Annotated in this window: 23 protein-coding genes; 13 read left to right on the plus strand and 10 right to left on the minus strand. The window is 62.9% G+C overall.

Features of this window, described 5'->3' with window-relative positions; all coding sequences use genetic code 11:
• Positions 1–3 precede the first annotated feature (3 nt).
• The 3 genes from HNE_RS06320 to HNE_RS06330 form a co-directional block, all read right to left on the minus strand.
• Positions 4–576 carry an SRPBCC family protein gene (locus HNE_RS06320; RefSeq protein ID WP_233352009.1) on the minus strand — a complete coding sequence of 191 codons (573 nt, stop codon included), beginning with the start codon at positions 574–576 and terminating at the stop codon, positions 4–6.
• A gap of 40 nt (positions 577–616) precedes the next feature.
• Entirely contained in the window at positions 617–2,584 is a 1,968-nt protein-coding gene (locus HNE_RS06325; protein WP_011646293.1) for a PAS domain-containing hybrid sensor histidine kinase/response regulator, read from the minus strand.
• Positions 2,585–2,686: 102 nt separating this feature from the next.
• Positions 2,687–4,465, minus strand: coding sequence for a patatin-like phospholipase family protein (locus HNE_RS06330; protein ID WP_011646294.1), 1,779 nt, complete (start codon positions 4,463–4,465; stop codon positions 2,687–2,689).
• Positions 4,466–4,590: 125 nt separating this feature from the next.
• Here HNE_RS06330 and HNE_RS06335 point away from each other — a divergent pair, with 125 nt between their 5' ends.
• On the plus strand, positions 4,591–6,198 hold the full coding sequence (locus HNE_RS06335) for a carboxyl transferase domain-containing protein (protein WP_011646295.1): 1,608 nt from the start codon (positions 4,591–4,593) through the stop codon (positions 6,196–6,198).
• 58 nt (positions 6,199–6,256) lie between these two features.
• Here HNE_RS06335 and HNE_RS06340 read toward each other — a convergent pair whose 3' ends face one another.
• Entirely contained in the window at positions 6,257–6,751 is a 495-nt protein-coding gene (locus HNE_RS06340; RefSeq protein ID WP_011646296.1) for a pyridoxamine 5'-phosphate oxidase family protein, read from the minus strand.
• Positions 6,752–6,949: 198 nt separating this feature from the next.
• Here HNE_RS06340 and HNE_RS06345 point away from each other — a divergent pair, with 198 nt between their 5' ends.
• From HNE_RS06345 to HNE_RS06355, 3 genes are all read left to right on the plus strand, one after another.
• Positions 6,950–7,249: a hypothetical protein gene (locus tag HNE_RS06345; RefSeq protein ID WP_011646297.1), complete on the plus strand. Its 300-nt coding sequence runs from the start codon at positions 6,950–6,952 to the stop codon at positions 7,247–7,249.
• 175 nt (positions 7,250–7,424) lie between these two features.
• Positions 7,425–8,483, plus strand: coding sequence for an acyltransferase family protein (locus HNE_RS06350; protein ID WP_233352010.1), 1,059 nt, complete (start codon positions 7,425–7,427; stop codon positions 8,481–8,483).
• A 15-nt stretch (positions 8,484–8,498) separates the two neighbouring features.
• Positions 8,499–9,299 (plus strand): enoyl-CoA hydratase-related protein, encoded by an 801-nt coding sequence (locus HNE_RS06355; RefSeq protein ID WP_011646300.1) that lies wholly within the window; start codon positions 8,499–8,501, stop codon positions 9,297–9,299.
• 16 nt (positions 9,300–9,315) lie between these two features.
• Here the strand turns inward: HNE_RS06355 and HNE_RS06360 are convergent, their stop codons facing one another.
• A complete protein-coding gene (locus HNE_RS06360) occupies positions 9,316–9,651 on the minus strand; it encodes a hypothetical protein (protein ID WP_011646301.1) in 336 nt (111 codons plus the stop codon).
• Positions 9,652–9,782: 131 nt separating this feature from the next.
• On the opposite strand from HNE_RS06360, the gene HNE_RS06365 reads away from it, so the two are divergent.
• Positions 9,783–10,679: a DUF817 domain-containing protein gene (locus HNE_RS06365; RefSeq protein ID WP_083759029.1), complete on the plus strand. Its 897-nt coding sequence runs from the start codon at positions 9,783–9,785 to the stop codon at positions 10,677–10,679.
• A complete protein-coding gene (locus HNE_RS06370) occupies positions 10,651–12,552 on the plus strand; it encodes an acetyl/propionyl/methylcrotonyl-CoA carboxylase subunit alpha (protein ID WP_011646303.1) in 1,902 nt (633 codons plus the stop codon). Before HNE_RS06365 ends, HNE_RS06370 begins: the two co-directional genes overlap by 29 nt.
• Positions 12,553–12,555: 3 nt before the next feature.
• Here the strand turns inward: HNE_RS06370 and HNE_RS06375 are convergent, their stop codons facing one another.
• Positions 12,556–14,355 carry a flavin-containing monooxygenase gene (locus HNE_RS06375; protein ID WP_011646304.1) on the minus strand — a complete coding sequence of 600 codons (1,800 nt, stop codon included), beginning with the start codon at positions 14,353–14,355 and terminating at the stop codon, positions 12,556–12,558.
• A gap of 115 nt (positions 14,356–14,470) precedes the next feature.
• Positions 14,471–15,745 carry a glycosyltransferase family 4 protein gene (locus HNE_RS06380; protein ID WP_011646305.1) on the minus strand — a complete coding sequence of 425 codons (1,275 nt, stop codon included), beginning with the start codon at positions 15,743–15,745 and terminating at the stop codon, positions 14,471–14,473.
• Positions 15,746–16,006: 261 nt separating this feature from the next.
• Here HNE_RS06380 and HNE_RS06385 point away from each other — a divergent pair, with 261 nt between their 5' ends.
• Entirely contained in the window at positions 16,007–17,941 is a 1,935-nt protein-coding gene (locus HNE_RS06385) for a PhoX family protein (protein WP_011646306.1), read from the plus strand.
• Between the two features lie 21 nt (positions 17,942–17,962).
• Here the strand turns inward: HNE_RS06385 and HNE_RS06390 are convergent, their stop codons facing one another.
• Entirely contained in the window at positions 17,963–19,483 is a 1,521-nt protein-coding gene (locus tag HNE_RS06390; protein WP_011646307.1) for an META domain-containing protein, read from the minus strand.
• A gap of 240 nt (positions 19,484–19,723) precedes the next feature.
• Here HNE_RS06390 and HNE_RS06395 point away from each other — a divergent pair, with 240 nt between their 5' ends.
• On the plus strand, positions 19,724–20,464 hold the full coding sequence (locus HNE_RS06395) for a Crp/Fnr family transcriptional regulator (RefSeq protein WP_011646308.1): 741 nt from the start codon (positions 19,724–19,726) through the stop codon (positions 20,462–20,464).
• 27 nt (positions 20,465–20,491) lie between these two features.
• Here the strand turns inward: HNE_RS06395 and HNE_RS17870 are convergent, their stop codons facing one another.
• Complete coding sequence (locus HNE_RS17870; RefSeq protein ID WP_011646309.1) at positions 20,492–20,971, minus strand: hypothetical protein; 480 nt, start codon at positions 20,969–20,971, stop codon at positions 20,492–20,494.
• Between the two features lie 128 nt (positions 20,972–21,099).
• Positions 21,100–22,188 carry an MBL fold metallo-hydrolase gene (locus HNE_RS06405; RefSeq protein WP_011646310.1) on the minus strand — a complete coding sequence of 363 codons (1,089 nt, stop codon included), beginning with the start codon at positions 22,186–22,188 and terminating at the stop codon, positions 21,100–21,102.
• 187 nt (positions 22,189–22,375) lie between these two features.
• Here HNE_RS06405 and HNE_RS06410 point away from each other — a divergent pair, with 187 nt between their 5' ends.
• The 5 genes from HNE_RS06410 to HNE_RS06430 all read left to right on the plus strand — a co-directional run bounded on the left by HNE_RS06410 (position 22,376) and on the right by HNE_RS06430 (position 26,378).
• Positions 22,376–22,903: a hypothetical protein gene (locus HNE_RS06410; RefSeq protein ID WP_011646311.1), complete on the plus strand. Its 528-nt coding sequence runs from the start codon at positions 22,376–22,378 to the stop codon at positions 22,901–22,903.
• A gap of 190 nt (positions 22,904–23,093) precedes the next feature.
• Positions 23,094–24,554 carry an AMP nucleosidase gene (locus HNE_RS06415; protein WP_011646312.1) on the plus strand — a complete coding sequence of 487 codons (1,461 nt, stop codon included), beginning with the start codon at positions 23,094–23,096 and terminating at the stop codon, positions 24,552–24,554.
• Positions 24,555–24,562: 8 nt separating this feature from the next.
• Complete coding sequence (locus tag HNE_RS06420) at positions 24,563–24,958, plus strand: cytidine deaminase (RefSeq protein WP_011646313.1); 396 nt, start codon at positions 24,563–24,565, stop codon at positions 24,956–24,958.
• An 84-nt stretch (positions 24,959–25,042) separates the two neighbouring features.
• On the plus strand, positions 25,043–25,825 hold the full coding sequence (locus HNE_RS06425; RefSeq protein ID WP_011646314.1) for a tyrosine-protein phosphatase: 783 nt from the start codon (positions 25,043–25,045) through the stop codon (positions 25,823–25,825).
• Positions 25,826–26,021: 196 nt separating this feature from the next.
• Positions 26,022–26,378, plus strand: coding sequence for a hypothetical protein (locus HNE_RS06430; protein ID WP_035590501.1), 357 nt, complete (start codon positions 26,022–26,024; stop codon positions 26,376–26,378).
• The last annotated feature ends 109 nt before the right edge of the window (positions 26,379–26,487 follow it).

The following is a 26,487-nucleotide window of genomic DNA, read 5'->3' on the forward strand; positions in this document are numbered from 1 at the left end:
AAGCTACCTGAACCGCTCCGGTTCGGCCGCGATCAGGGCTTCGAGTTTCGGCATGCCTTCTTTCAGGCCCTTGGTGAGCTGGCCGGTGACGACGCCGCCGAGGAACAAGGGCGCGCTGGCCTTGCCGGACCAGTGCATTTCGCAGCCGCCTTCGACGGGCACGACCCGGTAATCTTCAACCGCCGCCGAGACCGGCAGGCTGGAGCGCTCAAAACGGAAAGCCATGCGGGCGCCCTCTTCCCAGGCGAAGAAGGTTTCCTCGATCTGCTGATCGCCGACTTCAACCGTGCGGGTGGTGCCGGGGCCGAAGGGTTTCGGGCTGGTCCAGGTGACTTTGGTGATCGGCAGCCACTGGGTCCACGCTTCAGCATCAAGCAGAGCGTTCCAGACCATTTCAGGCGGGAAGGGAAAGCGGTGAACGACGGTCGATTGCTTGGCGGTGGCGAGGTATTCTTCAGCGACGGGTTTGTGAGCTTTCAGCGCCTTGGCCATGACAATTCTCCGGGTGGTGGCCCGCTTCACGATGCGGCGGGCAATCACTGTCCAGCGCGCAGTATAGGCGGCATTTGCAAGCACCGTCTACGGAACGCCGCGACGGAGACAGGGTCACCTCGCGTCAGCCCGCCGCGAGCAAGGCTTCTGTTTCCTCAGCGGGGACACTCAAGACCTGGCTGATGACGGTGATCATCGTGCGCTCGTCAATCGGCTTGGAGACATAGCCGTCAAAACCCTTACCGAGGAATTTCTCGCGGTCCCCGTGCATGGAGTCGGCTGTCAGGGCGATTACCGGAACCAGGCGGTTGAGACTGCCCGACGTGCGCAGGCGCTTGAAGGCTTCTTCGCCGTCGAGGCCGGGCATGTGGATGTCCATCAGCACGAAATCGAAGGTTTCCTTCGCCATGATTTCGAGCGCTTCATTGCCGTCGCAGGCTTCGCGGATGATGATGCCGTAGTATTCGAGGAAAGAGCGGGCGACGCGGCGGTTGATGCCATTGTCGTCGACCACAAGCGCGCGGCAACCGGTGAGGCCGGTGCGCGCCGTGCGGACCGGCATGTGGATCATGTTCTTGGTGTCGCCGGCCCCTGCGGCCGAGGAATGGGCGATGAATTTCAGTGTAAAGATCGATCCCTTGCCAACCTGGCTGACAGCAGTAACGTCGCCGCCCATCATCCGGGCGAGGCGGCGCGTGATCGATAGACCCAGCCCAGTGCCACCGAACTTGCGGGTGGTGGAGCCATCTTCCTGCGCAAAGCTTTCGAAGATGCGGTCGACTTTGTCTGCGGCGATGCCGACGCCGGTGTCGGACACGTGCATGATGACGCGGTGGGCGCCGCTCTGAACCGGCTCGGAGGTGACCACGAGCATCACTTCACCCTGGCTGGTGAACTTGATGGCGTTGGAGAGGAGGTTGCTGACGCACTGGCGCACGCGAACAGGATCAAACAGCAGGCGCGATGGCACGCTGGGGTCCACAAAAAGGCGGATGCCGATGCCCTTCTCGTTGGCGGCGGCCTCGTGCAGCTTGAACAGGCCGCTGAGCTTGTGGCGCAGGTCGCCTGGCACAGGCGAGAGGTCCATACGGCCGGCTTCGATCTTGGAAAGGTCGAGAATATCGTTGAGCAGGACCATGAGCGTGTTGCCCGAATCGAGGATCACGCCGACCTGTTCGGCCTGGGCTTCTGTCAATTTTCCATGGGCAAGTACCTGCGCCATGCCGAGCACGCCGTTGAGGGGTGTGCGGATCTCATGGCTCATATTGGCGAGAAATTCCGATTTCAGGCGCGTGGCCTGCTCGGCGCGGTTGAGCGCGTCGCGGAGTTCATGCGCCTTGCGGCGTTCCTCGCGCACATCGCGGATGTAGGTGATGAACACCATATCGTCGTCCTCGCCCCAATGGGTGCTTGAGGTGGACGCCTGGACGCGGATTTTGACGCCGTCGCGGGTGTAGGCTTCCGCGTCGGAGATGTGGCGGATGAGCTTGCCGCTTTCAATCTCGGAGACGACCTGGTTGCCAAGCGCCTTCTGGGGCTGGAAAGCCTTGACGCCAAACAGGATGCCGACATCCTTGCCGAGCAGCTCTTCCTCGGAATATCCGATCAGTTCACAGATGGCATGATTGACATAATGTATCCGGCTTTCGCGGTCGGTGACGACAATGCCGTGGATGGCGTGGTCGCAGGCGGCGCGGGCAAGCTGGAAGCGTTTGAGGGCGGCGTCGCGCTCCTCGGCCAGTTCGGTGACCTCATGCGAGCAGGCCAGCGCGCCAAATTCTGTGGGCGTGATGACGGTTTTCATCACCTTCCCCAGCATCTTCGCGGCGCGGCCGAGGCCGGTGATGTAGGTGATCGGCTCTCCGGTCTCGATGACCTGGATGACGTTCTTTGTCATCTCGGAGTCGCGATAGGCGGGGTCAAACTCGAAAACCCGCATGCCGACGATACTGCCGCCATTCGGCAGGATCGATTCGTTCATCAGGCGGTTTGCATCAATCCATTCCAGGTCAATGATCGTGCCGTCAGGCGCGCGCACCGGCGCAATTTCGCATACGACGACAGGCAGCAGGTCAAAGAGACGTGCATCCATTGAGTGATTCCTTGAAAGCCATCTAGTTTCTTTGCCGGAATCTTCAGCGAACATACTTAATGTAGTGTTGATAATACAAGGTTCGGGACTTCCGGCGGGCCGTCAGGCCGGGCAGCAGAGGTCCCGGATTTCGTGATCCTTCAGGGCTTCCATGGCGGCCGTGTAGCCAGCTTCCACGGACACGTCATACGCTTTCCAGTCGCGCAATTCGATGCTGGGCAGCTCGGGCAGGATCAGGATGTCGGCCATGTCGCGCGGGGTGAGGCGGTCGTCGCGGATGGTGGCGGCGCGCATCAGCAGGCCGGCGATGGGCGGGGGTGAGGAAAAGCCGTGCGTGAGCACCCATTTCCAGAAGCTCATGGGCTTGGCAAATTCTTCCCGGTTGAGGCCATCGGGGAGGGCAGAGACGTCTGAGCCGATCACGACGCCCTGATGCAGGGCGCGCATCGGCTCTACGGGGAAGTTATCCAGCACGGCGCCATCAACGAGGATGTCGTCGCCGTCCACGAAAGGCGGCAGAATACCGGGCAGGGAGATGGTGGCGCGCAGGGCGTCGCGCAGGCTGCCGGAACGGTGCAGCTTTGCCTGGCCGCTGGTGAGGTTGGTCGATAGGGCGAAGAAGGGGATTTGCAGGTCGCCGATGTCGACGTCGCCGAAATGCTCCTGCAGGCGCTGGTTGACGCGCTTGCCTTTGACCATGCCGACGACGGGAATGTTGTAATCGCCCAGCGGATTGGACTCCACGAACGCCTTGCGGATGCGCCAGTCGATCTCGTTATCGTCCCAGCCGATGGCGGCGCAGGCGGCGACGACTGCGCCCATTGAGGCGCCGCCGGCAAAGTCGATCGGGATGCCAAGATCGCGGATGGCGCGGATGGCGCCGATATGGCTGTAGGCGCGGGCGCCGCCGCCCGAGAGGACGAGGCCCACCGAGCGGCCGGTCATCACGCGGGCCAGACGCATCGCGTCTTCGCCATTGTCGCCCTGCCAGTGAAAGAGGCGCCGGGCGCCGGCCGCCTGCGTCCACTCCTGCGGCCGTGAGGCGCGCCGTTCGGCGCCGGGATGGATCAGGATCACATCGATCAGCTTCAGGCGCTGGGCCGGCGAGGTTTCTTCCGGCATCAGCGGCGTAGACGGGCGCGCATCGGACCGGGCGAGCACCCAGATCCGGTCCGCCTGGCGCGTGGCGAGGCGGAACCAGGGCGTCGCGCCGATGGGCGCGGTCAGGATGACGACATCATTATCTGTTTCCAGCGCGTCGAAGAAGGCAGCGGGTTTGTCGTCGCCCTCCAGATCGCTGACGATGACGGCGCGCTTGCCGAAGCGGGCGAGGGCGGACTTCAGCGCGCGGGCGCGCAGGGTCAGGTCGATGGTCGGAGAGGTGGAGACGAGGGTGTAGACCTTGGGCGGGGCCTCGGCATTGCGCTGGTCGCCCCGGCCGAGGCGGCGAAGGATGATGCGGATCATCCCTTCCAGCAGTTCGGGCTCGGACTTCACCAGCAGCTTCCAGCCGGCGCGGGAGAGGGCGATGACTTCGGAATCGCGCAGCGCGTAAACGGAGCCGGAATGAGGCGCATCTTCGGCGGCGCCGTCGCCATTGGTGTCTTTTCCGCCCAGGAAAAGCGCCATCTCGCCAACCGGTTCGCCAGGGCGGATGTTGCCGACGAATTCACCCTTGGCGCCGAATGCGCCGAGGGCGCCGGAGAGGACGAAATAGATGCAATCGGCAGGCTCGCCCGCAAGGAACAGCGGCTGGCCGGCGGGCAGCGCAAACCAGCGCGCCTCCTTGCCGGCAGAGCGCATAGCCCGCTGGGACACGTCCTTCAGGAGAGGGATCGTCTTCAGATCGGGCGTGAAATTATTACGCAGCAGGCCAAACATGTTGCGCGTTACCTGAATCCTGAAAGGGGCAGCTTCAAGACCTGTAACACAAAAGAGTTTACCAACGGGTGACAGCGCAGCGGCAGACCGTTAATCCTGCCGCAACGAAAAGTAAGGGAGGGCCCATGCCGGTCCTGAAGTCTGCGCTGGATGTTTCCGGCGCCAAATTCGCCGCCAATCGCGCCGCCATGCAGGCGCTGGTCGAGGAATTGCGGGCCAAAACGGCTCAGGCCGCCCTGGGCGGGCCAGAAGACAGCCGCAAGCGCCACACCGAGCGGGGCAAGCTGCTCCCGCGCGAGCGGGTGGAGCGGCTGATTGATCCGGGCAGCGCTTTCCTCGAGATCGGCGCGCTGGCGGCCAATGGCATGTATGACGGCGAGGCGCCGGGCGCGGGCCTCATCACCGGCGTTGGCCGGGTGGAAGGGCGTGAATGCCTGATCGTCTGCAATGACGCGACCGTCAAAGGCGGGGCGTATTTCCCCGTCACTGTGAAGAAACACCTGCGGGCGCAGGAAGTGGCGATGGAAAACCATCTGCCCTGCATCTACCTCGTCGACAGCGGCGGGGCGAACCTCCCCCACCAGTCTGAAGTTTTCCCGGACCGGGAACATTTCGGCCGCATCTTCTACAATCAGGCCCAGATGAGCGCGAAGGGCATCCCCCAGATCGCCGCCGTGATGGGGAGCTGCACCGCAGGTGGGGCGTATGTGCCTGCGATGAGCGACGAGACGGTGATTGTGCGCAAGCAGGGCACGATCTTTCTGGGCGGCCCGCCGCTGGTGAAAGCGGCTACGGGGGAAGAGATTTCAGCCGAGGACCTTGGCGGGGCAGATGTGCATGCGCGCCGTTCCGGCGTGGCGGATCACTATGCAGCCCATGACGCCCACGCGCTGGCGATTGTGCGGTCCATCGTCCGTACACTGGCCAAGCCGAAGCCGCAGCCCTTCGAGATACAGGCGCCGGCCGAGCCGCTGTATGATCCGCGCGAGATGCACGGTCTGGTGCCCCAGGATGTGCGCGAGCCGTATGACGCGCGTGAAGTGATCGCGCGCACGGTGGACGGCTCGGAATTCCATGAGTTCAAGAAGCTCTATGGCGAAACGCTGGTCTGCGGCTTTGCGCATATCTATGGCATGCCGGTGGCGATCCTTGCGAACAACGGCATCCTGTTTTCTGAAAGCGCGCAAAAGGCAGCCCACTTTATCGAGCTGGCCGATCAGCGGCGCATTCCACTTGTCTTCCTGCAAAACATTACTGGCTTCATGGTCGGCTCGAAATATGAAGCCGGCGGCATCGCCAAGGACGGCGCCAAGATGGTGACGGCGGTGGCGACCGCGAGCGTGCCGAAATTCACCGTGGTGACCGGCGGCAGCTTTGGTGCGGGCAATTACGGCATGTGCGGGCGGGCCTATTCCCCGCGTTTCCTGTTCATGTGGCCGAATGCGCGCATCTCCGTGATGGGCGGGGAGCAGGCCGCCAGCGTGCTCGCCACGGTGAAGCGTGACGGCATTGAGCGGCGCGGCGGCCAGTGGAGCGCAGAGGAGGAACAGGGCTTCAAACAGCCGATCCGCGATCTCTACGAAACCGAAGGCAACCCGTATTTCTCCACCGCGCGCCTTTGGGACGATGGCATCATCGACCCGGCAGACACGCGCCGCGTTCTGGGCCTCGCGCTTTCGGCCAGCCTCAACGCGCCGTTTGGCGAGCGGGGCTTTGGTCTGTTCCGGATGTAAAAAAAGCCCCTCACCGTGATAAGACGGGAGGGGCCAGAGTTTCTGACGATCTGCGGCGTCAGAGCTGGACCTGCTTGGATTTTCCAAGGTCAGGCTGTTCGTCTTTCATGTTGGCTTTTGCCACTTCAAACAGTACACTGATGGTGGATTTGTCCGATGCCCAGACGGCGGCGTCCTGTGGCACGAATTTCAGCATCAGCATTTTCGGGTCGGTTTTGCCGCCGGGATACCAGGCATCGACCATCGGGCTCCAGAATTTGTCGATGGTGGATTTGTCATGGTGCGGATGAAGCTGCCCGCTGACACAGGCCTGATAATCCTTGTCGATATGACACATGTGGACCTTGCCAGGCGATTTCAGGACAGCCTTGCCCAGTTCGCTGGTATTGTCCGAGTAGAAATAGATGATGCCGGTCTCGTCATCGACCTGCGGCGCCATCGGCTGCATGTGATGATCGTGAACGGGCGAGCCGAGCATCACGCAATGCGTGCTCTTGATTTCTTCCAGCAGCTGGCGCTGGGGATTCTCTTCAAACTTTTTCAGATTGGCCATGTGGGGACTCCTTCTTCTTGGGGAGTCCAACGCATTGGCAGGGGCAGATGTTCCGCAGGTCTCTGAGATCGGCGTTAACGCTGCCACATTTTGGCCCCCAGCCTGACGCAACTTTAACGGATCGAATGGGCGTCTCACGCGTCCCTTTCACAAGGCGCCGGTCATGTTCCGGCGTCATGTGTCAAAGGAGTGAAACACATGATCCGCGTTACCCTGATTTCCGCTGCTGCGCTTGTTGGTGCCATGGGCGCCCAGGCCGGTGAAAAAGTCACCTTCGCTGAGGTCGACACCAATGCTGACGGTTTCATCAGCGCCACAGAGTTCATCGCTCACAAGACGGCTGATGGCAAAGTGACCGAGGAAAAAGCCTCTGCGAAATTTGAGTCGATCGCCGGTATGGACGGCCAGATCAGCGAAGAAGACTGGGATGCCGCCATGGAAGAATATGGCGACAAGAAAGAAGACAAGACTGACGCTACCGGCGAGACCACCTGGTAACGAAATTCTGACCGGCCGGTGAGCCCCCGTCTCACCGTTCGGTCAGACATGACGCCCCCCTCACGTCATGAAGAGGCCCGCTTCCTTCCGGAAGTGGGTCTTTGACGTCTGAAGCGCGTAATTTCCGCAGGCTCTGGCAGCGGCAAGGCTGGACATTTGCGACGGTCTGCCTTGGATGGCCCCGCAAGATGTTCAGAGTTTCAAGATGATGCCGCCATTGGCGAACCGGTTTGATTTCATTCGCCTGATGCTGGCCGCTGGCGTGTTCGTCTATCATGGCGTGGCAATCGGGACGGCTGTGCCTTTCGGCGGGGCAGAGCTGGCCTTGGCGCAGCTGGCTGACATTTCCATTCAGGGCTTCTTTATCGTGTCGGGCGTGCTGGTCGCCGGATCGCTGGACCGCGCCTCTGGCCTGGATGATTATGCGGGCAAGCGCATCCGCCGGCTTTACCCGGCCTATGCCGCCGTGATCCTCGTGCCCGCACTGATCAGCCTTCTGCTGACCTGGGACATTGGCGGCGTTGCCAGCTATCTGGGGGCAAACCTTGTCTTCCTGAACTTCCTGTCGCCGTCATTGCCCGGCCTGTTCGAGGATAATCGCTTCACGGCCGTCAATGGCGCGCTGTGGACCCTGAAGATCGAGGTGCTGTTCTATCTTGTCCTGCCGCTGATCCTCTTTGTGCTGAACAGGATGAAGGCGCTGTGGTGGGTGGGGATCATCGCGCTCTATCTGGGCGGCGAGCTTTGGGCGCATTTTGTGCCGCAACTCGGCCCGGAGCTGTATGGCGCCGAGCTTGGCCGCCAGCTGCCGGGCCAGATGGCATTCTTCGCGATGGGGATCGCGCTGTGGAAAGCCTCGCCCGGCATTCAGAGCCGCTGGAGGGCAATGGCGCTCTGCGGCACAGCGCTGCTGGGGGCAACGTTCCTGCATCCGGCGCTGGAGCCGCTGCGCGCCTTTGCGCTGGCCGGCGTGATCGGCGCGGTGGCCTGGGCACCGGGGCCAAAGCTGAATGTGGCCCGGTTCGGCGATGTCAGCTACGGGCTCTATATTACCCATTTCCCGATCCTTCAGGCGCTGGCGGCGGCGGGCCTGGCGACCAGCCTCGGCCTCGCCGGGTTCTTCGCCCTTGCGACAGCGCTGACCCTCGCGGCCAGCCTTGCGCTGTGGCACCTTGTGGAGAAGCCCGCCTTGCGCCCATCGAGCCACTATCGCAGGGTGGCGGCAGAGACTTGAGAACAGGAAATTCCCATGCGTGACGCGGTATATGATCTGATCCGGTTTGAAGCGACCGAAGAAGGGCTGGCGGTTGTGACGCTGCACCGGCCCGATGTGCACAACGCCTTCAATGCCGAGCTGATTGCCGAGCTGACAGACGTGTTCACGATGATTTCGGAACAGCCGAGCATCCGCATGATGATCCTGCGCGGGGAGGGAAAATCCTTCTCGGCGGGCGCCGATCTCAACTGGATGGAGCGCGCGTCGACCCATTCGCGCGAGGACAACGAGACCGACGCGATGCGCCTGGCCGATATGCTGCGCCGCCTTTACGAGATGCCGCAGATGACGCTGGCGCTGGTGCAGGGCGCGGCGATGGGCGGGGGCGCGGGGCTGGTGGCGGCGTGCGATGTGGCGATCGCCAAGGCAGGCACGCAGTTCCGCTTTTCAGAGGTTCGTCTGGGCCTCACCCCGGCAACGATCAGCCCGTTCGTGATCCAGGCCATTGGCCCGCGCTGGGCGAAGGCCCTGTTCGTGACCGCGGATGGCTTCGATGCGGCGTATGCGGAGAAAATCGGCCTGGTGCATTATGTGGCCGAGACCGATGAGCAGATGGGCGAGTTGCAGGAGCATATCGCGCGGCTGGTCTTTTCTGCGGCGCCCGGCGCGATTGCCGATGCCAAACAGCTGGTCGCCGATGTGACCGGGATGGAGATCGACAATTCCCTGATGCACACGACCGCCAAGCGCATCGCGGCGCGGCGTGTGTCCGATGAGGGCAAGGAGGGCATTGCCGCTTTCCTCGAAAAGCGCACGCCCTCCTGGAAGGCGTAGAGCCGCGCAGGCCTCGTCAGTTTCTGGCGAGGTCTACGCTCATGCCATACTTGGCCAATGTGACTTCGAGCGCGGTGACGGGGTTTACCCCGGTCAATTGTTCTATCTGGCCTCGGAATATGTAGGCCAGAAGCGCAAACATGATGATGTAGATGATGAACTGCATGGCCGACTTAAGGATGAAAGCGCCTGCGCTGCCTGCTACCATGCCGATGGCGCCCATGATCAGCGCGCCCTGAATGGGGGAGATGCCTTCCGTTACCAGGCCCTGATTGTAGCCGAGATAGGCGCCGATGCCGCCGCCGATGACGCCGGCAAGTCCGGCCAGTTGAACGCCTGAGTTATAGGCCATGGGGTCCCCCTTGGTTTCGCACGCGTTAAGCATTACGCGATTGCACCGGCCTCACAAAGCCTGAAATTTACCCGCCTCTGGCGCCGGATCTGCCACTGTGCCGCCTTGGTTGCAGCCGAAGGGATTATGCCATGACCTCCGATGGAAACCCTTCAGCCGGCACCCGCTTTCGCGCCCGCCTGCATGCCGCCCGGGAGGGCTTGCGCGCCCGCTATGTGAAGGGGCCGGTCAGTCAGGGTTTGTTCGAGTTTGTCAGCTTTGGCATCAAGCAGGCCTGGGCGTGTCTCTTTGGCGGGGTGATGCTGGCGCTGCTGCTGTTGACGCACTTCTTCTATCCCGAGGGTGCGGGGCTCTCGCGCTATGATTTCCTCGTGATTGCGGCGATTGCGCTGCAGGGCCTGTTGCTGCTCAGCGGGCTGGAAACATGGGAAGAGGCGCGGGTGATCTTCGTGTTCCATGTGGTCGGCACGGTTATGGAGCTGTTCAAGACCAGCGCCGGCAGCTGGATCTATCCGGAAGAAAGTTTCCTGCGGATTGGCGCGGTGCCGCTGTTTTCCGGCTTCATGTATGCGGCGGTCGGCTCATACCTCGCCCGCGTCTGGCGCATTTTCGAGTTCCGCTTCACGCGCTTTCCCCCGCTCTGGCTGCAGGGGCTGCTGGCAGCGGCGATCTATGTGAATTTCTTTGCCCATCACTGGACGGTGGACATCCGCTTTGGCCTCTTCGCCGCGACCGCGCTGATCTACCTGCGCACGACGGTCTGGTTCCGCCCGGATGAAGCCCACCGCCCGATGCCGCTGCTGATCGGCTTTCTGCTGGTGGCAATCTTCATCTGGTTTGCGGAAAACCTTGGAACATTTGCACGGGCCTGGGCCTATCCGGGGCAAGAAAATGGCTGGGAAATGGTGTCTTTATCGAAGCTCGGATCATGGTATCTGCTGATGATCATCAGTTTCGTCCTGGTTGCCAGCGTGCACCGGGGCCGGGGAGGCAAGACCAGTGACCATCACCAAGCTGCTCGTCGCTAACCGGGGCGAGATCGCCGCCCGCATTTTCCGCACCTGCCGCGAACTGGGCATCGAGACCGTCGCGGTCTTCTCCGAAGCCGACCGCGCCGCCAAACATGTGCGCGAAGCCGACGAAGCCGTCTGCATCGGCCCGGCGCCCGCCCCTGAAAGCTATCTGCGCGTTGAGGCGATCCTTGCCGCCGCGAAGGAGACGGGCGCTGACGCCATCCATCCGGGCTATGGTTTCCTCTCCGAGAACGCCGCCTTTGCCGAAGCCGTCGTTGCCGCCGGCCTCATCTGGGTTGGCCCGCCGCCGTCTGCCATCCGCTCCATGGGGCCGAAGGATGAGGCCAAGCGCATTGCAGAGGACGCCGGCGTGCCCGTGCTGCCCGGCTATCGCGGCGAGGCGCAGGATATCGAGACACTGAAGAAGGCGGCCAAGAAGGTCGGCTATCCGCTGCTCATCAAAGCGGTCGCCGGGGGCGGCGGCCGCGGCATCCGGCAGGTCTCGAAAGAGGCGGAACTGGAAGCTGAACTCATCAGCGCCGTGCGCGAAGCCGAGAGCGCCTTTGGCGATGGCCGCGTGATGCTGGAGAAGCTGGTTCTCCAGCCGCGCCATATCGAGGTGCAGGTGTTTGGCGACGCCCATGGCAACGTCGTTCACCTGTTTGAACGCGATTGCTCGCTGCAACGCCGCCGCCAGAAAGTGCTCGAAGAAGCGCCTGCGCCCGGTATGCCGGAAGACGTGCGCGCCGCGATGACGGACGCGGCCGTAAAGCTCGCCAAGGCGGTTGGCTATCAGGGCGCGGGCACAGTGGAATTCATCGTGGACGGATCAAGGCCGCTGGCGGCCGATACGTTCTGGTTCCTCGAAATGAATACGCGGCTTCAGGTCGAACATCCGGTCACCGAAATGGTCACCGGGCAGGATCTGGTCGAGTGGCAACTCATCGTCGCGTCGGGCGGCACGCTGCCGCTGGCGCAGGACGAGATTGAACTCAATGGCCACGCCATCGAGGCGCGCATCTGCGCCGAAGACCCGGCCGAAGGTTTCCGCCCCGGCGCGGGCGTGATCCTGGAGTTTGGCCTGCTGGAAGAGGCCGATGGCGAGATCATCCGCTGGGATACCGGCTTTGAAACCGGCGACCGCGTGCCCTCCAACTACGACTCCATGATCGCTAAGCTGATCGTTTATGGCGACCATCGCGACGAGGCGCTCGAACGGCTCACCGATACGCTGGCGCATACCCAGCTGGCGGGCGTGCCCTCCAATGCGGGCTTCCTGCGCCGGTGCGCTCTGTCGGAAGAGTTTCAGACGGGCACGCATCATGTGAACTGGATCGGCGAGAATGTGGACGCTCTGGCCGCCGTGCCGGAGGAACACCGCGACGCCTCCCTGAACGCCGTGGCGAGCCTGCTGCTGGAAGATCAGGGCGACCCCTCGCCGTGGGCGATCCGCGACGGGTTCCGCATGAATGCCGCCCCCCGCCGCACGGTTGTGCTGGCGGCGGATGGAGACGCGGAGATGGTCGAGGCCGGCATCCCGATGGCCGAGGATGTGCCATTCCCTCTGGTGACGGACATTTCTCCACGCCGCTTTGCTGTGACCTGCGGGGGCGATACGTTCCTCGTCACCGTGCCCGAATACAGCGCCGACGCCGAAGCCGCCCTTGGCGGCGATGCCGTGAAAGCGCCGATGCCCGGCAAAGTGCTGACGATCACGGCAAAGGCGGGCGACACGGTCACGCGCGGTGACACGCTGGCTGTGCTCGAAGCGATGAAGATGGAACACGCCCTGGCCGCGCCGCGCGACGGCGTGGTGGAGGCCATCCATTCCAGCGCCGGCCAGCAGGTTGCCGAGGGCGACCTGCTGGTCTCGCTGGTGGAAGAGTAAAGCCTAGCTCAGTTCCAGCCCGTTCAGCTCGCCGCTTTCGCGCCAGGCTTTCAGGATGCGGAAATAGGCATTGGGGCCTTCGCCATAGGAGTTGTTCTGCGCGGCCCGGTCGCTCGGCTTGCCTTCATTGTTGTAATAGCCCGGCGTGCATTCCTCGAGGAATTCCTGGCGCATCATGGCCTTCTCGATGACCTTCTGAACCCAGGCGGCTTCGCCTTCCGGGCTTGCCTCAAACGTGCTGGCCTGACGGGCGGAGACTTCCGAGAGGATGTAGGCGATCTGCTCGGCCTGCTCGTCCAGAAGGTGGGGATAGTTGGCGGTGAAGCCTGCCTGTCCCGGCCCCATCAGGAACATGTTGGGGAAGTTATTGACCGCAAGGCCATGCAGGCTGCGCATACCGTCCGCCCAATGATCTTTCATGGTCACGCCGTCTTTGCCGACAGGATCGTATCCGGCGCGGCGGGTGTAATCGGTGCCCACTTCAAAGCCGGTGGCATAGACGAGGCAATCGATCTTGTATTCGACGCCATCGGCGATAATCGAATCTTCCGTGATCCGCTCAACGCCCTGGCCGCCGGTATCCACCAGCGTCACGGTCGGGCGGTTGAAGGAGTTCAGGTAAGCGTCATGGAAACAGGGCCGTTTGCAGAACTGGCGATACCAGGGCTTCAGCTTGGCGGCGGTGTCGGGGTCTTTGACCACCTCATCGACGCGTCCGCGCACCTGTTCCATCTTCTTGTAATCGGCCAGTTCGGCGAGCTCTGCCAGCCGATCGGGTGTCAGGCCCTGCGTGTCGCCGGAACTGGCGAGGAAGAGGATGTTGCGGATAATGTCCGTCCACCCGTCCTGCACCAGATCTTCCGGCTCATAGCCGCCGGAAACCAGCGTGTTGAAATTCTCCATGCGGCGGCGCTGCCAGCCGGGCTCCAGGCTTTTCGCCCAGTCCGGATCGGTCGGCTTGTCATTGCGCACATCGATGGAAGAAGGCGTGCGCTGGAAGACGTAGAGTTGCTTTGCGCCTGCAGCCAGATGGGGCACGCACTGCACAGCGGTGGCGCCGGTGCCGATGATGCCGACCACCTTATCTTTCAGCTTGGTGAGGCCGCCTGTGCTGTCCCCGCCGGTATAGGCATAATCCCAGCGGCTGGTGTGGAAGCTGTGACCCTTGAAGCTTTCAACGCCGGGAATGCCAGGCAGTTTCGGCCGGTTCAGCGGGCCGTTGGACATGATGACGAACTGCGCCGTGAAGCGATCATTCCGGTCCGTCTCGATGATCCAGACCTTGCGGGCCTCGTCCCATTTCATACCCGTCACGCCGGTGCCGAGGAGGGCGTTTTCATAGAGGCCGAAATGCTTGGCAATCCGTGAGGAGTGTTCGAGGATCTCGGGCGCCTTGGTGTATTTCTCTTTGGGAATGTAGCCGGTCTCTTCCAGCAGCGGCAGGTAGATATAGCTCTCGATATCGCAGGCCGCGCCGGGATAGCGGTTCCAGTACCAGGTGCCGCCGAAGTCGCCGCCGGTCTCGATCATGCGGATGTCTTTGAAGCCCGCCTTGCGCAGGCGCGCCGCCGAGAGCAGCCCGCCAAAGCCGCCGCCGATGACCGCAACTTCGACATGATCGGTCACCGGCGCGCGCTCAATCCGCTCCGAGTAGGGATCTTCCAGATAGTGCGCGAACTGTCCGGCGACGTTCACATACTGCTCGTTCCCGTCCTTGCGCACGCGCTTGTCGCGCTCGGCGCGGTAGCGGTCGCGCAGCTCATTGGGGTCAAAATCCAGATCAAGGGCCGCATTGTCAGCCATATTTGCATTCCTCCTCGGTGCGGCGCGCGGGATCTTTGCCCGTCGCATCTCGTCCATTCGAGAAGGAATCTAACCGTGATTGACGGCGCCTAACAGCCGTCACCCTGCGTCAGGGTTATCTTGCAGCGTCGCCGAGGAGGTGGGCGGGGCTTTCGGGGGAAGAGATGTCGATTGCGGGGTCTGCAAAGGGCCGGGAGTTCAGGTCTTCTGCGGCAACGCGGTCATAGAGATCGTCCCAGAGCGGGCTCTGGCTGGAGGCGGAGAACATCTGTTCGGCCGTGAGGCGGGCGTTGCGGCGCATGCGGTGGATGGTTTCCGGCTGGCCGACCAGCTCTGCCAGCTTGGCGACGAGCTGCTGGGCGACGTCTTCGGTCGCGTCGCGGTACTGGGTGGCATAGGCTTCGGTGCCGCGCGCTTCATAGCCGAGCGAGTTCCAGTCTCCGCGCGGGGTCTTGTCGAGATTGAGCAGGCAGCCATTGAAGCCGTCCATCACCACTTCGGGCACTGCGCAGATGTTCGTGGCGATGACGGGCGTATGCTCGGCCATCGACTCGATCATGGAGTAGCCGAATGTGTCGCCCAGCGTTGGCAGCAGGGTGAAATGGGAGGCGCGCATGAGGACGCGGACGCTGTCATTTCCGAGGCTGTTGATGTGGTTGACATTGGGCAGGTCGAGCAGGCGGAAATATGGGTCGAAAAATCCGGGTACGGTCGTATCGAACCAGACGCTTTCCCCCGCAACCAGCGAAGAAACAATGTTGAACCGGATCGGCAGGCCGCGCTCCAGCGCCAGCTCAGCGGCGCGCACGCAGGCGGCGCCGCCCTTGCGGCCGAAATGTGAGCCGACGAACGTGACCGTCAGGGTCTTGCAATCGTCATCGGCCAGCGCGTCGGGCTTGTCGCTCAGGAACACGTTGGGGTGGCGCACCATGAGTTTGGATTTCAGCTCCGGGAAGCTCTCGCGGTGCTGGTGTTTGAACTCGAACTTGCGGCGGGCATAATGCGACATCGCAACCAGGCGCCGGCAGTGTTTGCTCTCGATGGCGCCCTGCATGACCTTCAGCAGGAGGCTCGACTTGGGAAAGCCATAGCCGCGCGGCAGGGAGCTTTCAAAGGAGCAGATGAAGCGGCGGGCGCCAAAGGGAATGCGGTTCCAGGCATGAACGAGATCATTCTCCTGGAAGGGCGGAGTGACCGTGAACCCGTCCCAGTTGGAGTGGAGTTTGTTGAAGGGAATGAACCGCGTGCGAACCATCTCGTGACGCGAAATTCTCGGCGTCATGAACGCCGTTGGATAGCGATCACGATACACCATGACTTTCAGGCACCGCGCCTCTTCCGGGGCGGCGGAGTCCTTGATGCTTGAACTGTTCTGTGCCTGGTCGTGCATACTGCTGACCTCCAAAAACTGTTAAGACGCTCCAATCACAGCAAATTTTGCGCCAGCAGGCACTCCAGAAGCTCGCGGCCTGGGAATTCTTTCCTTTTGTGCACTGAGTTTTCGATCTTTAGGCGGAAATTACGCCGGTATTTGACGAAATGCCCAGCGAGCGGCGTGTAACATTTCTGTAAAAGTTAACGGCTGCTGCCATCTGTCTGTTACAAAACCACCGTATGCCGCACTTTCATGCATAAAAGGAGGCGTTTGGCCATGGCGACGATGGACGACAGCGAGAATTTTCCGGTTAATCCCCGAATTGCGGCCGGGGCTGCAACGATGGGTGACATGATCAGCCAGCGGCTTTCGCGCAGAGGTTTTCTCGGCGGATTGGGCGCGGTTTCCGGATTGGCGCTGGTGGGCTGTGCCACAGGGCGGGAAGTACCTGTGCCAACGGGGGATTTGCAGGCGCAGCCGGTCTTTCGCTTTGACGAGATCGCGCGCGGTATGGATGAAACCCATCATGTGGCCGCCGGATATGACGCCGATGTGCTGATCCGCTGGGGCGATCCGCTGTTTTCCGACAGCCCGGCTTTCGACCCGCTGAACCAGACGGCGGCGGCGCAGCGGCGCCAGTTTGGCTATAACAACGATTTCATCGGCTATGTGCCGCTTAAGGCCGATGACGCGGGCCGGGAGCGGGCGATCCTGTGCATCAATCACGAATATACGAGCACCAACATCATGCTGCCGGGCGTTGTGGCGGGGTATCCCGCCTCGATGACGCGGGCGCTTTGTGAGGTGGAGATGGCCGCCCATGGCGGAACGATCCTGGAAATCCGCAAGGAGAATGGCGCGTGGAAGCCGGTGGTCGGCTCGCCCTATAACCGGCGGATTACGGCGGATACGACGCCGATGCAGCTGACCGGCCCGGCGGCGGGCAGCGCGCGCCTTCAGACGGCGGAAGACCCCACCGGCACGATGGTATCCGGTACCATGAACAATTGCGCCGGCGGTATTACGCCCTGGGGCACTTATCTGATGGCGGAGGAAAACTTCAACGGCAACTTCATGGGCGAGCTGCCTGAAGGCCACCGCGAGGCGGAGAACCATAAGCGCTATGGCGTGCCGTCTGGCTGGTATCAGTGGGGGCGGTTCTTTGACCGGTATGATGTGAGCAAGGAGCCCAACGAACCCAACCGGTTTGGCTGGATCGTTGAGGTGGACCCGATGGACCCGAACTCCGTGCCGAAGAAACGCACGGCGCTGGGCCGGGTGAAGCATGAGGGCGCCGAAAGCGTGGTGGCGCCCGATGGCCGGGTGGTGGTGTATACCGGCGACGATCAGCGGTTTGATTACGTCTACAAGTTTGTGACCAAAGGGAAATTCGTGGCCGGCAACAAGGCAGCGAACGCCGACCTTCTGGATGAGGGCACGCTGTATGTGGCGCGTTTCGATGCTGATGGCACGCTGGCCTGGTTGCCGCTGGTGTATGGCACTGGTCCGCTGACGGAGGAAAACGGTTTTGCCTCGCAGGCTGATGTGCTGATCGGGACACGCCGGGCGGGCGACCTGCTGGGCGCAACGCCGATGGACCGGCCGGAAGATGTTGAACCCAACGCAAAGACCGGGCGCGTGTATGTGATGCTGACGAATAATGACCGGCGCACGGAAGATCAGGTCGACGCGGCCAATCCGCGGGCGTCCAACCGGTTTGGTCACATCATCGAGATCATTGAACCTGAAGGAGATTTTACCTCGGAAACCTCGCGCTGGGAAATCCTGGTGAAGTGCGGGGACCCGTCAATTGCGCAGGTTGGGGCAACGTGGAATCCTCTGACCACGGAGAATGGCTGGCTGGCGAGCCCGGACAATTGCGCGATTGACCCGCAGGGGCGCCTCTGGATTTCGACCGATGGCAATGATGACACCGGCGCCGCCGATGGCCTGTGGGCGCTGGAGACCGATGGCGACCGGCGCGGAACCGGGCAGCATTTCTTCCGCTGTCCCGTTGGCGCGGAAATGTGCGGGCCGCGTTTCAACGAGAGCGGCGACGCGCTGTTCCTGGCGGTTCAGCACCCCGGCGATACGGACGGGGCGAGCTTTGAAGCGCCCAGCACCCGCTGGCCGGACTTTGCCGAGGCCATGCCGCCACGCCCGAGCGTGATGGTAGTGACCAGGCAGGGCGGCGGCCCCATCGGGGGATAGGGCCGCGCTTATCCCCGCTTTTCAGCGGCGCAGCAGAATGCGGTGGCCGCCCTCGCGCGTGAGTTCGAGGGCGCCATCGGCTGTGATGCGCCAGGCCATTTCGCCTTGCAGGGCGGTGGTGAACTTCGATTCCTGATTGTTGAGCGCGGGCGCGACGCAGGCGCGGCGCGTCATCATCAGGGGGGAGAAGGTGAGCGTGGTGCCCGTTGACGTGTAGGTGCCCGAGAGGCTGTTGCAGCCGGTGGAGCCGGAGACCTTGCCATCTTCGGTGAAGGTCAGGGTAAGGACGGTGTTATCAATGATGCCGGCGCGGTTGAGGTCTTCGACCTGCCAGGCGCCGCCGCCAAGGACGGCGGGATCGCCTTCCGTCGCTTCGCCCTCAGCGGGCAGCGGGCGGGCGGTGAAGGAGATGCCGTCTTCGCCGCGAATGACGAGATTGCCGAGGCTGTCAATCTTCGCCTGAGTGTTGCCCGAGAGGATCGCGCCGAAGGCGGTTTCCTGCTCCATCACGCCGTCTGACATGCAGGCCATCTTGGTCATGCCGACGCCGGTGAAGGCGATCGCGGCGCCGTTCTGGGCGTAGCCGCCAAAGAACTGGTTGCAGCCGGTGGTGCCGTTGATCTTGCCATCGGCGTCGAAATTGATCTGCGGTTCGCTGCCCGCCACAATGGCGGTGCCGCCCATGGTTTCGACCAGCCAGCTGGTGCCGGCCAGCGGCTTCAGCGCGGTGGAGACCAGTTCGATCTTCGTGTCATTTTCGCCGGTGAGGATGACCTTGCCATCGGCGCCGGGGGCGACGGTGACGGTGCCGCGCAGGGTTTCGTAGAGGGCGCTTTCCTGGGCGCCGGCGGGCACATCAAGGCAGGCCATCATGGTGGAAATCAGATCGCCGAAGGTGAGCTTGCCGTTGGATTCCTTGAAGCTGCCGCCGAAGCTGTTGCAGCCGCCAAAGCCGTTGACGCGGCCATCTTCCATGAAATTGATCGTGACGGGGCGTGAGCCGGTGACGGCATCGCCGCCAATGGCGGAGACGCGATATTCATTGCCGGTCACTTCAGGGGTTTCCGGTTCTGGCTCCGGTTCTGGCGCAGGCTGAACCATGACCATGACAAGTTCGCCCGCTTCGAGGTCGCCCGTAACGGCCATCAGCTGGTGGACTGTATCGGTGGTCCAGAGGAGGTCGCCGTCGGGCCCGGTGATGGTGGCGCGCAGGGTGTAGGTGAAGCGCGGATCGAGGGGTTCATTGACTTCCAGCGTGAAATTTTTCGGGACGCCGCCCTGATCGAGGCTGGCCGACCAGTCCGCGACCGGGATGGCGGGGGCGTCGGCGCGGGAGGTGTCGCTGAGTTCCACGGTGAGGGTGGCGCCTTGCGGGGCGGCGATGCGCTCGCGGTAGGTGGCAGAGCCGGAGATGGTGAGCAGGGCTGCTTCCTCCGTGGGCGACAGGGTGGACGGGGGCGTCTGGCAGGCGCTGAGAATTGGCACTGCGCCCATCAGAAAGAGGGGGACAAGCAGGCCCTTGTGAAACTTGATATTCGCCATTGTAGTCTCCCTTTGAATGTCTGGCCCGGTCGCCCGGTTTTTTGCCTGGTGCCTGTTTCGGCCTGCGGCCGGCGTAGATTCCCTCAAGGAAAGGCACCAGCAAGGCGGGAATGTGGCGGGCATTCTACGAGTTTACCCTGAGTACTCCCCTGCAGGATTGCCGATTGTCGTTCCCTTGACAGAAGAAGCTGCTAATCTGGGTGGCAGACGGGGACGGCGGATACTGGGGAGGTATCGCCAATGAACACACAGGATTCGATCGATCTGCAGCGGGGGCGGTGGTTTCCGGCATTGCCGGAGGCGTTGCAGGACGAGGTGATGCGCAGCGCGACGCGGCACAGGATGCGGCGGGGCCGGCACATATTCCGGCAGGGCGACCCGGCCAACGGCATCTTCGGGATTACCAGCGGAGAGGCCCATATCATCGGGACGACCCTGGCGGGGCTCGACATTCTGGTGGCGGTTTTCCGGCCGGGAGACTGGACGGGGTTTCTCTCCAGCGTTGATGAGGGGCCTTACACTTTTTCCGTGGTGGCCAGCCAATCCTGCGAGATTGTGCACCTGCCTTTGCCGGCGGTGAAGCGGATTTTCATGTCCGATGTGGAGGGATTCCGCCGGTTCATTCTGCCCGAGCTGGCCTCGACCCGCGCGATCTATTCGCGGGTGGTGGAGAGCCTGGCCTTTACGCCGTTGCAGCGCCTGGCCCAGCGGCTGGTGGACCTGACGAGTGAGCCGCATGGCGACCTGGTGACCTCCTCCTTCATCAGCCCGGTGACGCAGGACCAGATTGCCCTGTCGATCATGGCATCGCGCCAGTGGACCAACCGCCTGTTGCAGCATCTGGAACAGGCCGATGTGATCCGCATTTCGCGCGGGCGGATCGACATTCGCGACCGCGCGCGGCTGACCCAGCTGGCGGTACATGGTGAGAGCGGCTTTACGCTGGCCGAGACGGCCCCGGCGCGCGCGGCGGCAGGCTGACCCCGCCGCGCGGCCCGGCCGAAAAACCTAGACGGCGTCGGGGATGTCGGTGATTTCCACGAGGGTTTCGCCACCGCAGGTGATGGTGATGCTGCGATAGGCAGAGCCGGCGACGGGCCCCATGTAGTGCACGTCCTCGGTGGTGATCGCCATGGTGGCCATGCCATCGGGTTTTACGGGGATAAGTTCGAGCTTGAGCGCGGGGGTCATCGAGCGATCCATCGGGCCGACTTCCCATTCGAAGGTGTAACCGCCGGTTGGGACGTCGACCTTGCCGGTGACGTGGACCGAGGGGGTGGCGTCGGGGCCGGGCATGCGGTTGACCCAGGCTTCCCAATCGCGCGAGTCGCGCACGGCGCAGGCATCGGCCACGGGTGTTTCTCCAACAACTACAGGGACTTCGGAGGCCGGCGGGGCGAGCGCAGGCGTTTCGGCCGCCGGGGTCTGGCAGGCGGCGAGGGCGGCGCAGGCGGCCGCAGCGAGGGCGAGGATGCGGAGGCTGGTCATGATGTTTTCCCTTTGACACATGTCTGCATGATCCTGCCTCTATCTCACACATTCCGTGTCAATTTGAGGACAGTTCGGGACAAATCCGGACAAAACCGGACACGCGCGGGCCGCTTATCCTGCGGGGGTCAGTTGAGGGCATTCTTCGGCTTTGGCGCGCCGCCGCTGACCGGGAGGGAATAGAGCTGGCCATCTTCGGCAATATCGACCGGCCCGGAAAACGCCTCGCCGGTGCCGTCCAGGAAATAGGGGTAGAGGAGTTTCGACGGCAGCGGGGGGACCGTGTGGTAGAGTACCAGACGCCCGGCCCCGGCGGATTGGGCGGCGCGGGCGGCCTCTACCGGGGAGGCGTGGTAGTTCAGAATGTCGGAGAAGACCTTCGAGAGCGGCGCGGCGCCTGCCTCTGCGGCGGCGGACGACATGGCGGCGACCATTTCGGGGTGGAGCGCCTCGTGGAAGAGGATGTCGGCGCCCTCGGACACAGCGACGAGGTTTTCCGAATAGACGGTGTCGCCGCTGATGACGGCGGAGCGGCCTTTATAGTCGATGCGGAAGCCGTAGGCAGGCTCGATGGGGGAGTGGTTGACCAGGAAGGCGGTGATGAGGAGATCGCCCTCGTCCAGCAGCACGGCGCGGCTGCCGGGGCCGGCGGGCAGATCGATCACCTCGGGCGCAAGGCCATAGCCGTCGGGATTGGCCACGCCGGGGCCGTGATGGGCCATGCGGTAGGTGGAGTCGATGCGATAGGCGGCGTTGAAACCGTTCATGACTTCGGCGACGCCTTCAGGCCCGGCGACGGGCAGGGGCGCAGACCGGCTGCCGCCGACCCAGGCGCCGATCATCAGCTCACCGATGCCGTCAAAATGGTCCGAGTGCAGATGGCTGAGATAGAGCTTTTCAGTGCGCCCTGTGGGGAAGCCCATGCGCGTGAGGCGGCGGATGGAGCCCGCGCCGACATCAAAGATGAAGGCGCGATCCCCGGCGAGCACGCCGATGCAGGGGCCCGCGCGGGCAGCGTCCGGCAGGGGCGAGCCGCTGCCGCAGACATAGAGGTGGAGCCCGTCGGGCAGGTCGGCGGAGGGGTCGCGCCCGACATTTTCGGCAACGGCGCGCTTGAAGGCGGCCTCACCGATCTGGACGGCGAAGACCTGGCGCGCGGCGACGAGCGCCAGCGCGATGAGTGCGAGCGCAATCAGCCCCCAATGCCACAGTTTCATGCGTGCCTCCCCAGCCTGTTTGTTGGGGGGAGTGGATCATTTGGCGTGGGTCGTGTCAATTGTTTTTGCGGGGTGGGCTTGCCGGAGGTGTTCGTCTGGCCGCGCTTTGTGGAATTTATTTACAGGCCTGCCAAACGATGTTTAGTCCACGGATCGAATTCTGATTGAACAAAGGACCTAAGCCTCAGTGAAGAAACTCTTTTTTGGCATTGTCATCCTGGGTGCAGCGGCCGCTGCGGGCTATTGGTTCTACATAAACATGCCGGGTGGCCAACTTGATCAGGCGCGGGAAAGACGAACGGTCATAGACCTTCAGACAGCCAGCAATGTGGTATTGAGTTGGATGAGCGTGAGTTTGGATGAAGGTGTTACCGGTATCTCGAGCGATCAGCCGCCAACGGTTTTTACCCTGCCCGCTATCACCAATTCAACGCAGCAAGTACCGCTCAGAAAATTATCGTATGAAGACTTGATGCTTAAGGTGGAACCCAAATTTGGGCGTCAGTTTTCGAAAACCGATGGCTGGGGGCGTGACTTCGAATTCTATCTGGCTGACGAATTTTCTGGCAACACAGTTTTCCTGATACGAAGCGCAGGGCGCGACAAAGTTTTTTCAGGCGAGTCTTATACCAAGGGCACGGTCGAGACCGGGACGCCCAATGATGACCTGGTAATTCTGGATGGGTCCTTCCTGCGCGGGCCCACACCGAAATAATTCGCTGGCAGTTACCGCAGAGAATGCGGCCAGCTAAATGCCAACGCGTTTTCGCTCGCGAGCGCAGTTGGGTCCGAAGCGACCATCATATGACGTCGTTATGGTGGCGAAGCTGATGGGAGAGGGGCAGGGGCCGCGGGTTCGGGGGCTCTGAGGGTGTGTGTGTTGACTTTCCGGGCAGCGCAAGCCAATGGGTGCCATGTCGAAACACACGAAACCTGAAACCGTTATCGAAGCGCTTGAGGCGCTGTATAACGAGGCCGTTGAGGCCCTTTCCAACTCGCTGAACAGCTTCCTGCATGACGGCACGCCGCCAGACCCGCGCCTGCGGGACGAGGGGGCGTTCTGCTATCCGCAGCTGCGGATCGTTTATGACCCAGAGGGGCCGCCGCCGCCGATTTCGCGCGCGTTCGGGAAATTCTCCGAGGCGGGCATCTATATCACCACCATCACGCGGCCCGAATTTTTCCGGGCGTATCTGATGGAAGTGCTCACCCCGCTGATGCGCGATTATGATGTGGATGTGCATGTCGAGCGCTCGTCGTCTGAAATTCCGTATGCGTATGTGTGGGACCCCTCGCAGGCCGCCGGCCTGGAAGAGATTGCGCCGGCAGAACTGGTGCGCTGGTTCCCCTCGCCGAAGCTGACGCTGATTGGCGATGAGGTGGCCGACGGGGAGCCGTTTGATGAGGGTGAGGAGCGCCCGCTGGCCCTCTTTGATGCGCAGCGGGTGGATTTCTCGCTGAAGCGTTTGCAGCATTATACCGGCACACCGGTGGAGCATTTCCAGAGCTATGTGCTGTTCACGAACTATCACCGCTATGTGGACGCGTTCTGTGAATGGGCGCTGACGCAGCTGGACGGGAAGACGCGGTATACCTCTCTTTCCGTGCCGGGCGGGCTGGAGATCACGACGCCGGATGATCTGAGCCGGGCCTCGATTGATGCCTCGCCCTGGCGGCGGTTTCAGATGCCGGCCTATCATTTGCGCGCGGCGAATGGCGCGGGCATCACGCTGGTGAATATCGGCGTGGGGCCATCGAACGCCAAGACGATTACCGATCACCTGGCGGTGCTGCGCCCGCAGGTGTGGCTGATGGTGGGCCATTGCGGCGGCCTGCGGCATTCCCAGTCCATCGGGGATTATGTGCTGGCGCACGCCTATATGCGTGAGGATCACGTGCTGGACGCGGTGTTGCCGCCGGAGATTCCGGTTCCTCCGATTGCGGAGGTTCAGGTGGCGCTGCAGCAGGCGGCGGCGAAGGTGACCGGGGAGAAGGGCGAGGCGCTGAAGAAACGTCTGCGCACAGGCACGGTGGTGACCACGGATGATCGCAACTGGGAGCTGCGGTTTACCGCGTCGGCCCGCCGGTTCAACAAGAGCCGGGCTGTGGCGATCGACATGGAGAGCGCGACGATTGCGGCCAACGGCTTCCGCCTGCGTGTGCCTTACGGGACGCTGCTGTGCGTGTCTGACAAGCCGCTGCATGGCGAAATCAAGCTGCCGGGCGCGGCCAACCGGTTTTATGAGCGCGCGATTGGCGAGCATATCCGCATCGGGATCGAGACGCTGGAACGGCTGAGCGAAGATGGCGGGGCCGCGCTGCACAGCCGCAAGCTGCGCGCGTTTGATGAGCCGCCGTTTAGATGAGCGGGCAGATGAGCATCGACTGGGACGCGCTGAAGGCTGCCGCGCGGGAGATGCAGGCGCGGGCGTATGTGCCGTATTCGGAGTATCGGGTCGGGGCGGCGCTGCTCACGGCCGATGGCACGGTGGTGACCGGGTGTAATGTCGAGAATGCGTCTTTCGGGGCGACGTGCTGCGCGGAGCGGACGGCGGTGTTTACGGCGGTGGCGGCAGGGCACCGGGACTTCCGGGCGATTGCGGTGGCCACAAACGGGGCGGACGCGGGCACGCCGTGCGGGATCTGCCGGCAGGTCCTGGCGGAGTTTTCCGCCGATGGCGCGCTGGAAGTGGTGTGCTTTACGCCGGAGGGGGCAGAGGCGCGCTACACGCTGGCGGAATTGCTGCCGCATGCGTTCAGGCTGGGCTAGGCGCTTGCCCCGGCGTTAGCGGGGGGCGACACGGGATTGTCACTGGACGAGTGGGGAGGGGCGCGTTACCTCCCTTGTATGACGATGACACGACCGCGACTTCTGAACCTCGAAACTGTCCGTAACTTCCGCGATTTTGGCGGCTATGAGAGCCGCCATGGCGGGCGGGTGAAGATGGGGCGGCTCTACCGCTCCGGCCACCATGCCGAGGCCTCTGACGCCGAGCTTGAGAAGATCGCCTCGCTGGGCATTCATGTGCAGGCCGATCTGCGCCGGCCCGATGAGCGCGAGAAGTTCAAGACGCGGTTTCAGGCGCCGGTGACGATCACCCATGATGGCGGGCGGGAAACCGATGCGCCGCACATCCGCTTTCTGACGCAGATGAGCGTGGACGCGGCGACGGCCGATCAGTGGATGGTGGAATATTACGAGGCGGCCCCGTTCAAGGCGCACCATACCGAGATGTTTACCGACTGGTTTGTGCATCTCGCCGCGCTGGACGGCGAGGCGGCGGGACTTGTGAACTGCGCGGCGGGCAAGGACCGCACGGGCATTCTCTGCGCGCTGACGCATCATATTCTGGGCGTCGACGAAGCCGACATCCGCGCCGATTATGACCTGACCAATCAGGCGGTGGACGTGGCCTCGCGCCTGCCCGAGGCGGCGGCGTATTTCAACGATATGCTGGGTAAGGACTATCCGGCCGAAGTGTTCCGGCCGTTCATGGGGGTGCATCTGCGCTATCTGGAGCGGGCCTGGGACGCCATCAACGAACGTGCGGGCTCTGTGGACGCCTATCTTGTCGACACGCTGAAGGTGGACGAGAAGATGCAGGCGGAGATCCGTGGGCGGTTGATTGAGGCTTAGGGGCAGGGAGGTGCATTGCGGCCTTTGGCCTTAATGCACCCTATGGGTTTCGCATTCTTATGGGTCGCTTCGCTGAGAGTGCCCCCGTCCTGGCCTTCCCATATCCGGAGGGTGGGAACTTTTCGGGTTGTGGGGGCGTTGGGGCTGGGCGATTATTGCGGTTCGCGGGGCGGGGGCGCTTTGTGAGGTCTTGTTGATGCGCCTTTTGATTGCCGCGGCTCTGCTGAGCGTTGGATTTGCTAATTTGCCCGCGATGGCGGCGCCGCAGGAAAAGGTCCACGGCTGCACGTTCGATACCATTTCGGAGGAAGACCGCTCGCGGTTTCAGTCCCGTTACAAGCGGCGCTTGCGCCTGCATGGGGCCGAGGTGGCCGATACCTGGCTTCATGAGCAGGCGTGCATGACGGCGGAGGAACGCCGGGCGGCGCGGCCGGAAAAGCCAGTGCTGGATAAGGACGGTAATCCGTGCACGAAGACGCGGCTGGAGATGCGTGTGTCGCCGGGGTTTGATGGGGCGATGACGATGTCGCCTGTGCCGGTGTGTGACGACTAGGGCGGGTGGTCCGGGGGCGGATTTTCTTCGAGCGTTGTGTTACGTGGAGGGGCGCCCCACCCGCTGTTCGGGCAATCGCAGTGCGATTGCTGGTCCTCACAGCCCCCAT

The organism is Hyphomonas neptunium ATCC 15444 (genome assembly GCF_000013025.1).
Classification (GTDB): Bacteria; Pseudomonadota; Alphaproteobacteria; order Caulobacterales; family Hyphomonadaceae; genus Hyphomonas; species Hyphomonas neptunia.

Coding starts and splice junctions, on each gene's coding strand:
- HNE_RS06325 (WP_011646293.1), bottom strand. CDS start 2,584: ATGGATGCACGTCTCTTTGACCTGCTGCCTGTCGTCGTATGCGAAATT.
- HNE_RS06330 (WP_011646294.1), bottom strand. CDS start 4,465: ATGTTTGGCCTGCTGCGTAATAATTTCACGCCCGATCTGAAGACGATC.
- HNE_RS06335 (WP_011646295.1), top strand. CDS start 4,591: ATGCCGGTCCTGAAGTCTGCGCTGGATGTTTCCGGCGCCAAATTCGCC.
- HNE_RS06340 (WP_011646296.1), bottom strand. CDS start 6,751: ATGGCCAATCTGAAAAAGTTTGAAGAGAATCCCCAGCGCCAGCTGCTG.
- HNE_RS06345 (WP_011646297.1), top strand. CDS start 6,950: ATGATCCGCGTTACCCTGATTTCCGCTGCTGCGCTTGTTGGTGCCATG.
- HNE_RS06350 (WP_233352010.1), top strand. CDS start 7,425: ATGGCCCCGCAAGATGTTCAGAGTTTCAAGATGATGCCGCCATTGGCG.
- HNE_RS06355 (WP_011646300.1), top strand. CDS start 8,499: ATGCGTGACGCGGTATATGATCTGATCCGGTTTGAAGCGACCGAAGAA.
- HNE_RS06360 (WP_011646301.1), bottom strand. CDS start 9,651: ATGGCCTATAACTCAGGCGTTCAACTGGCCGGACTTGCCGGCGTCATC.
- HNE_RS06365 (WP_083759029.1), top strand. CDS start 9,783: ATGACCTCCGATGGAAACCCTTCAGCCGGCACCCGCTTTCGCGCCCGC.
- HNE_RS06375 (WP_011646304.1), bottom strand. CDS start 14,355: ATGGCTGACAATGCGGCCCTTGATCTGGATTTTGACCCCAATGAGCTG.
- HNE_RS06380 (WP_011646305.1), bottom strand. CDS start 15,745: ATGCACGACCAGGCACAGAACAGTTCAAGCATCAAGGACTCCGCCGCC.
- HNE_RS06385 (WP_011646306.1), top strand. CDS start 16,007: ATGGCGACGATGGACGACAGCGAGAATTTTCCGGTTAATCCCCGAATT.
- HNE_RS06390 (WP_011646307.1), bottom strand. CDS start 19,483: ATGGCGAATATCAAGTTTCACAAGGGCCTGCTTGTCCCCCTCTTTCTG.
- HNE_RS06395 (WP_011646308.1), top strand. CDS start 19,724: ATGAACACACAGGATTCGATCGATCTGCAGCGGGGGCGGTGGTTTCCG.
- HNE_RS17870 (WP_011646309.1), bottom strand. CDS start 20,971: ATGACCAGCCTCCGCATCCTCGCCCTCGCTGCGGCCGCCTGCGCCGCC.
- HNE_RS06405 (WP_011646310.1), bottom strand. CDS start 22,188: ATGAAACTGTGGCATTGGGGGCTGATTGCGCTCGCACTCATCGCGCTG.
- HNE_RS06415 (WP_011646312.1), top strand. CDS start 23,094: ATGGGTGCCATGTCGAAACACACGAAACCTGAAACCGTTATCGAAGCG.
- HNE_RS06420 (WP_011646313.1), top strand. CDS start 24,563: ATGAGCATCGACTGGGACGCGCTGAAGGCTGCCGCGCGGGAGATGCAG.
- HNE_RS06425 (WP_011646314.1), top strand. CDS start 25,043: ATGACACGACCGCGACTTCTGAACCTCGAAACTGTCCGTAACTTCCGC.
- HNE_RS06430 (WP_035590501.1), top strand. CDS start 26,022: ATGCGCCTTTTGATTGCCGCGGCTCTGCTGAGCGTTGGATTTGCTAAT.